Genomic DNA, 14,425 nt, shown 5'->3' on the forward strand with positions numbered 1-14,425 from the left:
GCCGGGACGCATCCGCTCCCGGCCGGCATACTCTTCCCGTCGACCCCAACGAGGTCGCCGGCATTAACACTGAGGCGACAATGAGTACAGGCACGCAGCCCTCCGGCACTTCCCCCAAGGTCGCCGAATCCAAGCGATCCAAGCGCGCAGGGCGCATCGCGGATCACGCCTCAGGCGGCGTCGTCGCGCTGCTGGTCAAAATCGGGTTGCTCGCCGTCGTCGACGCGATCGCCGTTTACGCTCTCTTCATCCTGTTCCTCAAGCAGGACTGGCTGATTTTCGGGATCGTCGTCGTGTTCACCGCGGCGATCAACATCATCTACTTCTCCAAGCGGATGCTTCCGGCCAAGTACCTGGCGCCGGGTCTCGTCTTTCTCCTCATCTTCCAGGTCTTCGTCATCGGTTACACCGCGTACATCTCGGTCACCAACTACGGCACCGGCCACAACAGCACCAAGGACGACGCGGTCACGTCGCTGATCCAGTCCGCCCAGTACCGGGTCCCCGATTCGGCCACCTACGACCTCGCGATCGTTGAGCAGCTCGGCACCTTCAACTTCCTCGTCACCGACCCGGACGGTGACGTCCTCGTCGGCAACACGGACACTCCGCTCGACGAGGTCTCCGGCGCCGAGATGTCGGGTGGCAAGGCCGTCGGGCTCGCCGGATACAACACCCTCAACTTCGCCGACATCATCAGCAACCAGGACCAGATCGCGGCGATGACCGTGCAGGTTTCTGAAGACCCGAACGACGGCGCTCTTCGCACGCCGGACGGATCGAGCGCGTACCTCTACCTCTCCACCCTGAGCTTCGACGAAGCCGCAGACACGATGACGAACACCGACACCGGCGTCGTCTACTCGGACACCGGAAACGGTGCGTTCACGTCGGCCGACGGCGAGGAACTCCTGCCGGGCTGGAGTGTCGTCGTCGGTGCCGAGAACTACACCAAGGCATTCACCGACGAGAGCATCCGCGGGCCGCTCGTCAGCGTCACCCTCTGGACGTTCGCCTTCGCGCTCCTCAGCGTCGCGACGACGTTCGTTCTCGGCTTGTTCCTCGCGATCGTCTTCAACGACATGCGGATGCGTGGACGCAAGTTCTACCGCGTGCTCATGATCCTTCCCTACGCCTTCCCCGGATTCCTCGGCGCGCTGGTCTGGGCCGGGATGCTCAACCAGGACTTCGGGTTCGTGAACCTGACCCTGTTCAGCGGGGCAGACATCCCCTGGCTGACCAATGAATGGCTGGCGAAGGGCAGCATCCTCTTCGTCAACCTCTGGCTCGGGTTCCCGTACATGTTCCTCGTCTGTACCGGTGCTCTCCAGTCGATCCCGGACGAACTGCAGGAAGCGGCCAAGATGGACGGCGCCAACCCGTGGCAAGTGTTCAGGCGGATCAAGTTTCCCCTCCTCCTTGTCTCGATTGCCCCGCTCTTGATCGCGTCGTTCGCCTTCAACTTCAACAACTTCAACCTGATCTACATGCTCACCAACGGTGGGCCGCGTGATGCGTCAGCGAGCATCAACGTCGGAGGCTCCGACATCCTGATCTCGATGGTCTACAAGGTCGCCTTCGTCGGTGCGAACCGTGACTACGGGCTGGCCAGCGCGTTCTCGATCATCATCTTCCTCATCGTCGCGATCATCGCCGTGGTGAGCTTCCGGCAGACCAAGGCCCTGGAGGATCTGAACTAATGACTACCACGGCACCTGCCCTCCCTCGCGAGGCATCCGCGATTCCTGCCACCCGCGCGAAGCGGCCGTTCTCGTTTCCGCGCTGGTTCGCGGCGACCGGCTGGCGGCACCTCGTCGGTATCGCGATGATCATCTTCTCGGTCTTCCCGCTCCTGTACGTCCTGTCGGCGTCGCTCAACCCGAACGGCACGCTGCTGCAGTCGAACGGGCTGTTCTCGGCCATCGGGTTCGACAACTACGCGACCTTGTTCAACTCGCCGCAGCAGCCGTACGCGGCCTGGTTCATGAACACCCTCGTGATCGGCATCACGACGTCGATCGGAACGGTCTTCCTCGGCGCACTCGCTGCGTATTGCTTCAGCCGGATGCGATTCACCGGCAGACGCATCGGGTTGCTCTCGCTCCTGATTGTGCAGATCTTCCCGCAGCTGCTCGCCGTTGTCGCGATCTTCCTGCTGCTGACCACACTCGGGGACATCTTCCCGATTCTGGGCCTCGACAACCAGATCGCGCTCATCATGGTCTACCTCGGTGGCGCGCTCGGGGTGAACACGTACCTGATGTACGGGTTCTTCAACACGGTTCCGTCGTCACTCGACGAGGCCGCGAAGCTCGACGGCGCCGGACACGCGCGGATCTTCTTCACGATCATCCTGCGCCTCGTCGCTCCCATCCTTGCGGTGGTCGGGCTGCTGAGCTTCATTGCGACGACGAACGACTTCGTCATCTCGAGCGTTGTGCTGGTGACACCGGAGAAGCAGACGCTCGCCGTCGGCCTCTACCAGTTCGTGTCACAGGAGTTCACGAGCAACTGGGGCGTCTTCGCCGCAGGTGCCGTGCTCGCCGCGCTCCCGGTGATGGCGCTGTTCCTGTACCTGCAGAAGTACATCGTGAGCGGGCTGACCGCGGGAGCGGTCAAGTAGCGCGTTCAACGATGGGGTGACGAACGGCGGCGCGGCTAGTCCTTGCCGTTGGGCTTGCCGTTCCCGTTCCCATTGTTCTTCTTCGGGTTGTCGCGCTTGTCCTTGTCTTTCCCGTTGCCGTTGCCGTTCCCGTTGCCGTTTCCGTTTCCGCTTCCGTTTCCACCGTCGCCTTCGTCGTCACCTTCATCGTCATCATCGTCATTGACGGGCGGGGTCGGTGTGACTGGTTCGGGTTCCGGCTCCGGCGCGGGAGCGGGAGCGGGTTCTGGCTCGGGTGCGGCGGCGTCGAGAGCGGCCTGGATGTCGGCCCGTACGAGGTCGAGTGCCGCTTCGATGCGCTGGTGACGCGGGAACGAGACGCTGCCGTTCTGGGCGGCGGCATCGAGTTCCGTTTCGAGAGTGGTGACGGCATCCATCGCCGCAGCGTGGTCGCCGTTCGCCACGGAGGTCGTGATCGACAAGACCCGAGACTGGAACTGTTCCGCTGTTGCGCTACTCAGGTCGGATGGGCTTGCCTGGCAGCCAGACAGCCCGAGAACGAGGACGGCGCCTGCGGCGGCTGTTCGCACGGAGAATTTCACGGTTCCACGCTTTCCTGAAGGTCCTCGAGGTGCTCGCCGACGGTGCCGGGCACCGCTGGATACTCGATCGGGGTGGATTGGTCGATCGCGTTGTTGTTCAGTGCGGAGATGCCGAAAGCGGCGGCAGCAATCAGCAGAAGTGCGACGACGACACCCGCGATGAGTGGGGCACGACGACGGCGAGGCTTCTCCGGTACGGCGGTCGGAAGGGGCGGTGGGCCCTGCTCGAGAACGGCGGTGACGTCTTGCGCGGGTGCTGCAGGTGACGCTTCGGTTCTCGAGCGCGACGACGTCGCCTCCGTTCGTGCCTCCGTCGACGCTGCCGTTGGAGCGGTCATCGCGGCCGTGGCATCCGTTTCTGCATCCGCACTCTTACGGAAACCATGGAGCGGGGCGATTCCCCGAAGCGACAGGGCCACCTCGTGCGCGGTCGGGCGGTCGTTCGGGTTCCGGGCCGTCATGGCGGCGATCGTTTCGGCGAGGAGCGGGTCGAGCCCCTCCGGGATCTGGGGGTCACGGGTGATGGGAGCGAACGCCACCTCCTTGCCGGAGCCGCTGAAGGCACGTTCGCCGGTGACGCACTCGAGCAGCACGAGTCCAAGCGAGTAGACGTCGGTGGGCGGGCCCACGTCGTCGCCACGCGCCTGCTCCGGGCTGAGGTAGCCGGCCGACCCGACCGTGAACGACGTTGCGGTCAGCCTGCTGTCGTCGACGAGGCGGGCGATACCGAAATCGCTGAGCTTCGGGTGCGGGCGGGTATCCGTGCCGTTCGTGTGGGCGAGCAGGATGTTGGCCGGTTTGATGTCGCGGTGAACGACGCCGTTGTCGTGAATGAAATGGAGCGAGTCTGCGAGGTCAGCGCCGATAGCCCGGATATCTTCGCTGCGGAGCTCTTTCTCATCGATGGCGTTCCGGAGGTCGGAACCCCGGATCAGTTCCATGACCAGGTACGACCGCGGGTTGAGCGGGTCGGACTCATCGGTGCCCGCGTCGAACAGGGCGACGAGACCGGGATGCGTGAGGGTCGCGAGGAGAGAGATCTCGCTGGCCTGACGTCGGAGTTCGGTCGGGCCGGTGGCGGCAGCGCGGAAGAGTTTGATGGCCACGTCCCGCCGAAGCGCCTCATCGTGGGCTCGATAAACACTCGCCATGCCGCCGGAACCGATCAGGCGCACGAGCCGGTATCGGTTACTGAGCACAAGGTCGAGAGTTGGGGCGTTCGGGTTCTCGGTCATGGGATCGTCCTGGCCCTAATGCTACGTCGAGCGCGCTCTCGGGGCTATGCGGTCGGGGAACGCTCCTGAGTGATGCTATTCTCTACTGGTGCCATTTTGTGTGGTCACGCTCCGGTAGCTCAGTGGTAGAGCACTTCCTTGGTAAGGAAGAGGTCGTCGGTTCAAACCCGACTCGGGGCTCGTTACTTTCTCGGTAAGCCCGGGCGAAGTTTCGCGGCAGGGTAGCTCAGTTGGTGAGAGCGCACGACTCATAATCGTGAGGTCGCGGGTTCGAATCCCGCTCCTGCTACGGGGAAAGGCTCTCAAAGCCTCTTCCCATGTAGCCCCAAGGTCTCGCCACCTTGGGGCTTTTCACATACCTCCTGTTGCCTACGCAGCCCTGAGGGGCCGAGCGCAAGCCCGGTCAACCATCAGGCGATAGGGACGTAAAATCTAGGGGCGCGAATTTCAGCGCCGGTTACACGTCGACAGGGAGTTCCCATTGGATGGAAACGCAACGACCACGCATCGCAATGTCGCGCTGCTGTCTGTCGCGACCACCCTTGCCTCCCGCATCACTACGTCGGAGGAGATCGACTCCCGGCTGGACCCGGTACTGAAACGGCTCAAGCTGCCTACCGGTCTGCTCCAGCGTGTGGCCGGTGTGCACGAACGCCGCAACTGGGCCGAGACCGAGTCGTTCGACCGCGCAGCGGTGGACGCCGGAAACCGGGCCCTCGCCTCCGCCGGAGTATCTGCGGACCGGATCGGCCTGCTCATCAACACGTCGGTCACCCGTAAGCACCTCGAACCCTCCGTCGCGGTGAAGCTGCACCACGGTCTCGGGCTGCCCTCATCGGCGATCAACTTCGACATCGCCAACGCGTGCCTCGGTTTCGTCAACGGGATGAGCCTCGCCGCCCAGCTGATCGACTCCGGACAGATCGAATACGCGATGATCATCGACGGTGAAGACGCTGACGACATCCAGAACAACACCATCGAACGCCTCGGCCGGGACGGGATTGGGCGCAAGGACTTCATGAGCGAGTTCGCGAGCCTCACCCTCGGCTCAGGCGCTGCCGCCGCCGTGCTCGGCCGGGCAGACACGAACCCGGGCGGCCATCGCATCCTCGGCGGCGTCACCCGCGCCGCGACCCAGTTCAACGAACTCTGCGTCGGCAGCGTCGACGGTATGTTCACCGACGCCAAGGCCCTCCTCAAGGGCGGGATGCAACTCGTCGTCTCGGCCTGGAAAGAAGCGCGCCGCGACTGGACCTGGTCCAACATGGACCGCTACATCATGCACCAGGTGTCCGATGTTCACACGAACGCGATCATCAAGGCTGTCGGTATCGACCGCGACCGTGTTCCGCTCACCTATCCGAAGCTCGGCAACGTCGGCCCCGCGTCCATCCCCATCACTCTTGAGCGCGAAACCGCGAGTCTGCGTCCCGGAGACCGGGTGCTCCTCATGGGTGTCGGCTCCGGCCTGAACACCGCCATGATGGAAATCGCCTGGTGACTGGGCGCCTGCCCGCCGTCGGCGGCACCCTCGCCCCGGCGACGCTTCCCCCCGCCGGTCTCGACGGACTCGATTCCTCCTATTCACGCGTGGTGCGCGTGGTCGAGCGCGGAGCATCCGTCGATCGGGGATGGCACCTTCTCGATAACGCCGACCGCCTTGCTGAGCTCGGCGTCGAGCCGGTCGGAACGATTCTCTGCGTGCACGGCAACCCGACCTGGTCGTACCTGTGGCGCCGGCTCGTCGATGCGGCGACGGATGCTGCCGCTGCAGGCGGCGACGCCTGGCGCGTTATCGCCGTCGACCAGCTCGACATGGGTTTCTCGGAGCGCACGGGCACCCAGCGCCCGCTCGCGCGGCGTGTGCAGGACCTCGGTGACCTCACGGACGCGCTCGGCCTGACCGGACCGGTGCTCACCCTCGGGCACGACTGGGGCGGTGTCGTCTCGCTCGGCTGGGCGGTCGACCACCCGGAGCTGCTCACCGGGGTGATGCTGCTGAACACCGCGATTCACCAGCCCGAGAACAAGCCGATTCCGGCGCCGCTCCGGATCGCGCTGCAGCCAGGCGTTCTCGGCCGGGGAACAGTGCTCACCCCGGCGTTCCTCGAGACGACGCTGGCGCTCGCGCACCCGCCGCTGTCGTCGGCGGTGAAGGACGGCTACCGTGCGCCCTACCGGGGCGCCGAACGTCGCGGCGGTATCGGCGGATTCGTCGCCGACATCCCTGTTTCAGCCGAACATGAAAGCTGGGACGAACTCGAGCGCATCGCCGATGGTGTGACGAAACTCCGTGTTCCCGCGCTGATGCTGTGGGGCCCCCGCGACCCGATCTTCAGCGACCGCTACCTCGACGACCTGATCGACCGGATGCCACACGCCGACGTTCACCGCTTCGAAGGCGCGGGGCACCTCGTCGCCGAGGACGTGGACTACGCGTCAGCCGTCCTCACCTGGCTGGGCGACAGCATCCGTACCCCCGAAGAGCTCCCGGCCGCTCCGGTCGAGGACGAACGTGCACCGCTCTGGCACTATCTCGACGAGCTGCAGGGCAGCGACGACGCCGCCGTCATCGACATGGTCCCGCCGAGCGGCGATGCTCCTCGCATCGTCTCGTGGAAACTCCTGTCGAAGCGCGTGCGGCAGCTCGCCACCGGGCTTGGCGCTGCCGGCGTGAAGAAGGGCGACCGGGTGTCGCTCCTCATCCCGCCGAGCGCAGACCTCGTCGCCGTTCTCTACGCGTGCCTGCGCATCGGCGCCATCGTCGTCGTCGCCGACGCCGGTCTTGGCCTCGGTGGGCTGACCCGCGCGGTTCGCGGCGCCTGCCCGGACCACGTCATCGGCGCGACACCGGGCCTCAGCGCCGCCCGGGCGCTCGGCTGGCCAGGGCAGAAGATCTCGACCACGACCTACCCGGCGCCGTTGCGCCGTGCGCTCGGCGTCTCGCACTCGCTCGCGGAGCTCGTCGCCCTCGGCTCGGACGAACGGATGCCGGAACCTCCCACCGCGGGTGACACCGCCGCGATCCTCTTCACGTCCGGCTCGACCGGGCCGGCGAAGGGCGTCGTCTACACGCACGGCCAGCTTTCCGCCGTGCGCGATGCGCTCGCCGCCCAATACGGAGTCGGCGTCGGAACCGGGCTCGTCGCCGGATTCGCCCCGTTCGCACTGCTCGGTCCTGCCCTCGGCGCCCGCTCCGTCACGCCCGACATGGATGTCACGGCGCCGAAGACGCTCACCGCGACAGCCGTGGCCGCCGCTGTGAAAGCCGTCGACGCGACCGTCGTGTTCTTGTCGCCGGCCGCCGTCGCGAACGTGGTCGCGACATCCGCAGCCCTGACCGACGATGACCGCACTGCCCTTCACGGCGTCGAAAACTTTCTCTCAGCCGGCGCTCCCGTGTCGGAGCCGCTGCTCGCCGCGATCTCCGCGCTCATGCCGTCGGCCAGCGCGCACACGCCCTACGGCATGACCGAAGGCCTGCTGATGACCGACATCACGCTCGACGGCATCCGTGATGCTGCGACGCAAGACGGCGCTGGCGGCGTCTGCGTCGGCACACCGTCTGGCCCGACGCGTGTGCGTATCTCGCCGCTCGACGAGAACGGGCACGCGACAGGGGACCTGACGGAGGCGGCATCCGTCACCGGAGAAATCCTCGTCTCGGCGCCGCACGTCGAAGACCACTACGACCGGTTGTGGCTCACCCATCGGGCGAGTCGACTCGGCGGTGTTCCGGGGGAGCGCTGGCACCGCACCGGAGACGTCGGGCACCTCGACGAGTCCGGGCGCCTATGGGTCGAGGGGCGGATGCCGCACGTGCTCGTCACGGCCGACGGCGTCGTGACCCCGGTTAAGCCCGAGTTGCAGGCCCAGTCGGTGTTCGAGGTCGCTCGCGCCGCCATCGTCGGTGTCGGACCGCGCGGCGTGCAGCAGGTCGTCGCCGTCGTCGAGACGACGAACCCCACTCGCCGGGTCTCGCTCGCGAACCCTGAGCTCGCCGAAGCGATTCGCGATGCCGTGGACGTGCCGCTCGCAGCCGTGCTTGTCGTGCCTCGCCTGCCCACCGACATCCGTCACAATTCCAAGATCAACCGGTCGGCGCTCTCGACCTGGGCCGACGGCATCCTCTCGGGTGGGCGGATGGTCGCGCCGTGAGAGTGCTCGTCACCGGCGCGAGCGGGTTGCTCGGTGGGGCCGTCGCGGCTGAGCTGATCGCCGCTGGCCACGATGTGCGGTGCTTTCAGCGTCGGCCGTCCGGTGTTGCCGGGGCGACAGATGTTCTCGGGTCGGTCACCGATACGGATGCCGTCGCGCACGCCGTCGACGGATGCGACGCGATCGTGCACCTCGCCGCCAAGGTCTCGCTCGCCGGGAACCCCGCGGACTTCGACCGTGTCAATGTGGGCGGTACGCGCAACCTGATCGACGCCGCCCGAACCGCCGGGATCGAACGCTTCGTCTCTGTGTCGTCGCCGTCCGTGGCGCACTCGGGCTCGTCGATCGTCGGTGATGACGCGTTGCCCGCAGACCCGGCGAACGCTCGGGGTGACTACGCGCGCACCAAGGCTGAGGCGGAGCTGCTCGCGCTCGCCGCCGACTCCGCTTCGCTGCGGGTGGTGGCCGTTCGTCCGCACCTCGTCTGGGGCCCTGGCGACACCCAGCTCGTCGAACGTGTGGTCGAGCGGGCCCGGCATGGGCGGCTTCCGCTTCTCGACTCCGGTGCCGCGCTCATTGACACGATCTACATCGACAATGCCGCGTCGGCGATCGCGGCGGCGCTTGCCAGGGTCGACGAGGTTCACGGGCAGTCGTACGTGCTCACCAACGGTGAACCGCGCCCGGTCACCGAACTCCTCGCCGGGATCTGCGCTGCAGCCGGTGTGAATTCCCCGAGGTGGCGAGTGCCGGCATCCGTCGCCCGTGCTGCCGGGTCGCTCATCGAAGCGGTCTGGCGCATCAAGCCTGGTGTCGACGAGCCGCCGATGACGCGGTTCCTTGCCGAACAGTTGTCGACGGCGCACTGGTTCGATCAGCGACGGACGCGTGCCGACCTCGGCTGGACTCCCGCGGTGTCGCTCGACGAGGGCTTCCGGCGTCTGGGCGAGCACTACGCGGCCGAGCGCCGCGGCACGGTAGGGCGTCCGTTCCCTTACCGCCTCTGAGGTGGGGTGTCGCGTCAGCGCCTCGGGGCCTCGGAGTCAGGCGCGACGAGACACCAGAATCTGCTGTGCATCGCTCCTGTGAAGAGCGAAGTATGGCGACTCGAACTTGAGCGCAGCCAAATGTGGTGTCTCGAGCACGAGTTCGTGGTTCGGGCCGGGTCGATCGGTCCCAAAGGGTCGTTCGGCGGATCGATCGGTCCGGAAGGGTTGTTCGTGTTGGGTGTGAACCGCCCTTTGGGCCCGATCAGCGCTGGGCGCGCGCCCATGGGCGCCGGTGCACGAAGCCACCCGCCGCCGCCGTGCAACGAAGACATGCCGCAGCCGCACCGCTGCCGAGCGAACGAACTCACGCGTCGACGACGGATGCCCACGCGGCCCCATCGAGGACGTGCTGCCGCCACCCTCGCACCACTTTCGCCGCACCGATCCCCATCACGCCGACGAGCCGCTCCCTGCGCCGGAACAACGCGACCATGCGTCCATCTGAGAACGAACCCTCGACGACCCGAACCTCCTCGTACCCGCGCAGCCAGCCATGTACCTGCAGCTTGAGGTCGTACTGGTCGGTCCAGAAGTACGGCACAGACGCAAACGGCACAGCGTCGCCCTCGACGATCCGCTTGGCCACATGCATCCCCTGCTCGGTGGCGTTCGTGCGGTGTTCAACCCGCATCGCCTCCCCGAACACCGGGTTCTCCCACCGCGCGACATCCCCAGCGGCATAAACTCCGGGCGCAACGGACAGATCCGGCGCACACTCGATGCCGTCCCCGATCGGGATGCCGCTCCCGGCGAGCCAGCCCAGGTCCGGTTCCGCGCCGATCGCGACGAAGACGGCATCCGCCGCCAGCCGCGTGCCGTCAGCAAGCTCGACCCCGGTTACCGCACCGTCGGACGAAACAAGCGAGACCACGGCGGCGGATGGCCCCGTCCGCAGGACGACTCCGCGGGCCCGGTGCAGCGACGCGACCTGCGCACCGATCGCCGGACCGAGACTCCGTTCGAGCGGAGTCGGAGCGGCACTGACGAGGGTCACATCGGCGCCGAGCCCGACCGCGGTCGCGGCGACTTCGGTTCCAAGGAACCCGCCGCCCACCACGACGAGCCGCACACCCGGCCGCAGGTCACCCCGAAGCGCGAGCGCGTCCTCGAGCGTCCGCAGCGTGTGCACTCCACGAAGTTCAGCGCTCCCGGGCAGCACACGGGGGCGCACGCCGGTCGCGAGCACGAGCCGGTCGAAGTCGAGCTCCGACCCGTCCGACAGGGCCAGGCGCTGCGCTCCCACATCGAGTTGTGTCGCACGCACTCCCGATCGGATGCCGACGGCCAGGTCGACGAGTTCCGCGTCGGTCTTGAGCGCCAGGCGTTCCTCGGCCCACTCTCCGGAGAGGAGATGTTTCGACAGGGGCGGGCGGTCGTACGGGGCGCGCGTTTCGGCATCCACGAGAGTGATGTCGCGGTCGTAACCGTTCCGGCGCAGCGCGGTGGCGGTCGTCAGTCCGGCAGCGGATGCGCCGACGATGACAACGCGCGAGGGTTCAGCCGTCACTAGTCCTCGAGCAGGCGAAGCGCAGCGGACGGGCAACTGATGACTGCGTCACGTACGGCCTCGTAGTCTTCGGCATCCGGCGTGGCGTTCAGCAGGATGACCTTGCCGACCTCATCATCCTGATCGAACACGGTCGGGGCGATATTCACACAGACACCCGCGGCGACACATACCTCAATATCGGCAATGACCTTCATCGGGACCCTCAATTCCTGGCGGCTGGAACGCTCGCCTGACTACGATTCTGCCAGCCTCACACTCGCGATTCGAGCATACGATGCATGATGTGCAGCCCGACGAGTCCGCGACTCGGTGAGGCGAACGCCTCGGGGACCGTGGTGAGGATCCGGAAACCCAGCGAACGCCACAGTGCGATCGCGCCGGAGTTGGTTTCGACCACCGCGTTGAATTGCATCGCGAGGTAGCCGTCGCCGGCGGCAGCGTCGAGAACGTGTGTCGCGAGAGCTCGGCCAACGCCCCGCCCACCCGCGGCAGGCGCGACCATGAACCCCGCGTTCGCGACGTGGGACCCGGCGGCCGGTTGGTTCGGATGCAACTCAGCGGTTCCCAGCACCGCGCCAGCGTCGTCGACGGCTACGAACACCCGCCCGCCAGGCTTCGACATCCACCAGACGCGCGCGGCCTCCTCGCTGGTATCGACGGGCCAGCAGTACGTCTCGCCGGCAGCGACGATGTCGCGAAGGAACGGCCAGATTCGATCCCAGTCGTTCGCCGTGGCATCCCGAATTCGCATGGGTTACAAACTAGCGAACCGCGGGCCGGTGGTAGCGTCGAAACTCGATCAAGGAGACGGATGCCACAGCAACACACAGCAGGACGTTGGGTGCGTCTCGTTATCATCGGCCTTGCCGCAGGGTTCCTGTCCGGCCTGTTCGGTGTTGGTGGCGGTATTCTCATCGTGCCTGCTCTCCTCGCTCTGGTGTCGACCGACCAGCGAATGGCGGCGGGTACGTCACTTGCGGCGATCGTCCCGATGTCGGTCGTCGGCGTGATCAGTTACGCCGTCGGCGGCTCCGTTGACTGGATCGCCGCCGCGCTCCTCGCCGCCGGCGCTATCGTGGGGGCGCAACTGGGCAGCCACCTGCTCAGCAGGATTCCGCGCCGGGCCCTGCGCTGGGGTTTCGTCGCTTTTCTCGTCGTCGTGATCGTCAGCCTGTTCATCGTCATTCCGTCGCGGGATGCCACGATCGCGATCACCGCGGGATCGATCGTCGGTCTCGTGGCGCTCGGTCTCCTGACCGGTGTGCTGTCAGGACTCCTCGGTATCGGCGGGGGAGCGGTCGTCGTACCGATGCTCATCCTGCTGTTCGGGGCAAGCGACCTCGTTGCGAAGGGCACGAGCCTGCTCATGATGATCCCGACTGCCCTCTCCGGAACCATCGGCAACATGGTGCGCAGGAACGTCGATCTGCCGGCCGCCGCCGTGATCGGGGTTTCGGCATGTACGACGACAGCGCTCGGCGCCGTCGTCGCCGGCTTGCTCACGCCGCAGGCAGCAAACCTTCTCTTCGCCGCGTTCCTCGTCGCCGTGGCGGCGCAACTCGTCGTCAAGGCGCTGCGAACTCCCTCCTCCTGACGCAGCGCTACCCCTACCCGGCTTTTTGCGGGCGTCGGTAGCCTGAGGTCACAGCCGCTTCGATGACGAGCGGCCCGGACCGGAAGGACCCCATGGCATCCCTCGACGAACTGATGAACCAGATCCCGATCGGCGACGTCGCCGCGAAGCTCGGTGTCGATGAGAAGACGGCACGTGCCGCCGTCGAACAGGCGTTGCCCGCCCTCGTCGGCGGTCTCGAAGCCAACGCGAAGGACCCGAAGGGCGCGGCATCCATCGAGAAAGCCGTGTCGAAGCATTCCCCGGCGCTCGTCGACGGCGGAGTGAACCTCGCTGAGGTCGACACGAATGACGGCGAGAAGATCGTCTCCCACATCTTCGGCCCCAACAAGGAGCAGGTCGTCGCAACCCTCGGGGCGCAGCCGGCTGCGGCGGCCGGTGGCGGCCTCGGCCCGGTCGTGGGCAAACTGATGCCGATCCTCGCGCCGATCGTCCTCAGTTACCTCGCCAAGAAGTTCCAGGAGCGGGGGAGCGCGACCCAGACGCAGCCGACCGAGCCGATGCAGCCCAACGCCTCCAAGCCGACTCCGGAGAAAGAAGGCGGCCTCGGCGGAATCCTCGGTGGCATGTTCGGCGGCGACTCCGGCAGTTCAGGCGGCTCAGGGGCATCCGGTGGCGGCATCGGTGATCTGCTCGGTGGTCTCCTTGGCGGCGGCGATTCCGGCGGCAAGGGTGGCGGCATCGGTGACTTGCTCGGCGGCCTTCTCGGAGGCGGACGCAAGTAGCGCAGGCACGCCCGGCACCTTGAGGGCGCCGGGTAGGCTTGACGTGTGTCAGTAAACCCCGAACTTCAGGGTCGCGTGTTCCCGCCGGCCCCGCCCTATCTGGTCGGTCGCGAGAAAGTACGCGAGTTCGCCCGCGCTGTTTTCGCCACCTCACCGATCCACCTCGATCCGGATGCCGCGGCTCAAGCCGGTCACGCGGACGTCGTGGCCCCTCCCACCTTTCCCGTCGTGATCCAGGAGCACACACTGGCCCAGCTCCTCGCCGAGCCGGACGCGGGAATCGACTTCTCCCGGGTCGTCCACGGCGACCAGAGATTCAGCTACTCCCGGCCGATCGTCGCCGGCGACGAGCTCACCGCGACGCTTACCGTCACGAGCGTCAAGACGCTCGGGCCACACGCGATGGTGACCGCTTCCTCCGAGATGCTCGACTCGTCCGGTGCGCATGTCGTCACCTCGGTCTCCACCCTCGTCGTTCGGGGTGGCGAATGAGCGCGCCGCGGCTCGACAGCCTGAGCGTCGGCGATGTCGTCGCGGAACGCGAGTTCTCGCTCACGCGTGATTCGCTCGTTCGGTACGCCGGCGCATCCGGTGACTTCAACCCGATCCACTACCGCGACGACGTTGCGGCATCCGTCGGTCTTCCCGGTGTGCTCGCGCACGGGATGCTCACGATGGGCTTCGCGGTGCAGCCGGTCGTCGACTGGGCCGGTGACCCGGCGCGAGTCGTCGACTACCAGGTCAAGTTCACGCGGCCCGTGGTCGTCGACCCTGAAACCGGTGCGCTCGTGACCGTGGTCGCGAAGGTCGGTGCCGTGACCGAGACCACCGCCAGGATCGACCTCACCGTCACGTTCGATGGGGCGACGGTGCTCGGCAAGGCCCAGGTCGTCGTCGAGCTGGCCTGA

Annotated in this window: 14 protein-coding genes and 2 tRNA genes; 11 read left to right on the top strand and 5 right to left on the bottom strand. The window is 66.7% G+C overall.

The annotated features are described in order from the left end of the window. The first annotated feature begins 80 nt into the window (after window positions 1–80). Window positions 81–1,700, top strand: coding sequence for an ABC transporter permease subunit (locus ACWA1Q_RS01720; protein ID WP_463759002.1), 1,620 nt, complete (start codon window positions 81–83; stop codon window positions 1,698–1,700). Further along, a complete protein-coding gene (locus tag ACWA1Q_RS01725) occupies window positions 1,700–2,623 on the top strand; it encodes a sugar ABC transporter permease (protein ID WP_463759004.1) in 924 nt (307 codons plus the stop codon). Before ACWA1Q_RS01720 ends, ACWA1Q_RS01725 begins: the two co-directional genes overlap by 1 nt. 35 nt (window positions 2,624–2,658) lie before the next feature. Here the strand turns inward: ACWA1Q_RS01725 and ACWA1Q_RS01730 are convergent, their stop codons facing one another. Further along, entirely contained in the window at window positions 2,659–3,084 is a 426-nt protein-coding gene (locus ACWA1Q_RS01730; protein WP_463759007.1) for a hypothetical protein, read from the bottom strand. 116 nt (window positions 3,085–3,200) lie between these two features. Continuing rightward, entirely contained in the window at window positions 3,201–4,439 is a 1,239-nt protein-coding gene (locus ACWA1Q_RS01735; protein ID WP_463759008.1) for a serine/threonine-protein kinase, read from the bottom strand. A 108-nt stretch (window positions 4,440–4,547) separates the two neighbouring features. Here ACWA1Q_RS01735 and ACWA1Q_RS01740 point away from each other — a divergent pair. From ACWA1Q_RS01740 to ACWA1Q_RS01760, 5 genes are all read left to right on the top strand, one after another. Then, window positions 4,548–4,619, top strand: a tRNA-Thr gene (locus tag ACWA1Q_RS01740). A 35-nt stretch (window positions 4,620–4,654) separates the two neighbouring features. After that, window positions 4,655–4,728 (top strand) — tRNA-Met (locus ACWA1Q_RS01745). A gap of 192 nt (window positions 4,729–4,920) precedes the next feature. Continuing rightward, complete coding sequence (locus ACWA1Q_RS01750) at window positions 4,921–5,943, top strand: 3-oxoacyl-ACP synthase III (RefSeq protein ID WP_463759010.1); 1,023 nt, start codon at window positions 4,921–4,923, stop codon at window positions 5,941–5,943. Next, window positions 5,940–8,600 (top strand): alpha/beta fold hydrolase, encoded by a 2,661-nt coding sequence (locus tag ACWA1Q_RS01755; protein ID WP_463759011.1) that lies wholly within the window; start codon window positions 5,940–5,942, stop codon window positions 8,598–8,600. The genes ACWA1Q_RS01750 and ACWA1Q_RS01755 overlap by 4 nt, the downstream gene beginning before the upstream one ends. Beyond that, window positions 8,597–9,607 (top strand): NAD-dependent epimerase/dehydratase family protein, encoded by a 1,011-nt coding sequence (locus ACWA1Q_RS01760; RefSeq protein WP_463759012.1) that lies wholly within the window; start codon window positions 8,597–8,599, stop codon window positions 9,605–9,607. Before ACWA1Q_RS01755 ends, ACWA1Q_RS01760 begins: the two co-directional genes overlap by 4 nt. A 346-nt stretch (window positions 9,608–9,953) precedes the next feature. Here ACWA1Q_RS01760 and ACWA1Q_RS01765 read toward each other — a convergent pair whose 3' ends face one another. Genes ACWA1Q_RS01765 through ACWA1Q_RS01775 form a run of 3 tightly spaced genes read right to left on the bottom strand, consistent with a single transcriptional unit; the run spans window position 9,954 to window position 11,910 of the window. Further along, entirely contained in the window at window positions 9,954–11,156 is a 1,203-nt protein-coding gene (locus ACWA1Q_RS01765) for an NAD(P)/FAD-dependent oxidoreductase (protein WP_463759014.1), read from the bottom strand. After that, a complete protein-coding gene (locus tag ACWA1Q_RS01770) occupies window positions 11,156–11,353 on the bottom strand; it encodes a ferredoxin (protein WP_463759016.1) in 198 nt (65 codons plus the stop codon). The genes ACWA1Q_RS01765 and ACWA1Q_RS01770 overlap by 1 nt, the downstream gene beginning before the upstream one ends. Window positions 11,354–11,409: 56 nt before the next feature. Continuing rightward, a complete protein-coding gene (locus ACWA1Q_RS01775; protein ID WP_463759018.1) occupies window positions 11,410–11,910 on the bottom strand; it encodes an N-acetyltransferase family protein in 501 nt (166 codons plus the stop codon). A 60-nt stretch (window positions 11,911–11,970) separates the two neighbouring features. Here ACWA1Q_RS01775 and ACWA1Q_RS01780 point away from each other — a divergent pair, with 60 nt between their 5' ends. From ACWA1Q_RS01780 to ACWA1Q_RS01795, 4 genes are all read left to right on the top strand, one after another. Continuing rightward, the gene (locus tag ACWA1Q_RS01780; RefSeq protein ID WP_463759020.1) at window positions 11,971–12,753 is read left to right on the top strand and encodes a sulfite exporter TauE/SafE family protein; all 783 of its coding nucleotides are present in this window, start codon (window positions 11,971–11,973) and stop codon (window positions 12,751–12,753) included. Window positions 12,754–12,845: 92 nt separating this feature from the next. After that, window positions 12,846–13,517: a DUF937 domain-containing protein gene (locus ACWA1Q_RS01785; RefSeq protein ID WP_463759022.1), complete on the top strand. Its 672-nt coding sequence runs from the start codon at window positions 12,846–12,848 to the stop codon at window positions 13,515–13,517. 45 nt (window positions 13,518–13,562) lie between these two features. Beyond that, window positions 13,563–14,009, top strand: coding sequence for an FAS1-like dehydratase domain-containing protein (locus ACWA1Q_RS01790; RefSeq protein ID WP_463759023.1), 447 nt, complete (start codon window positions 13,563–13,565; stop codon window positions 14,007–14,009). Then, window positions 14,006–14,425, top strand: a complete 420-nt coding sequence (locus ACWA1Q_RS01795) for a MaoC family dehydratase (RefSeq protein ID WP_463759025.1) — start codon at window positions 14,006–14,008, stop codon at window positions 14,423–14,425. Before ACWA1Q_RS01790 ends, ACWA1Q_RS01795 begins: the two co-directional genes overlap by 4 nt.

The organism is Mycetocola sp. TRD_SC_2 (genome assembly GCF_055361225.1).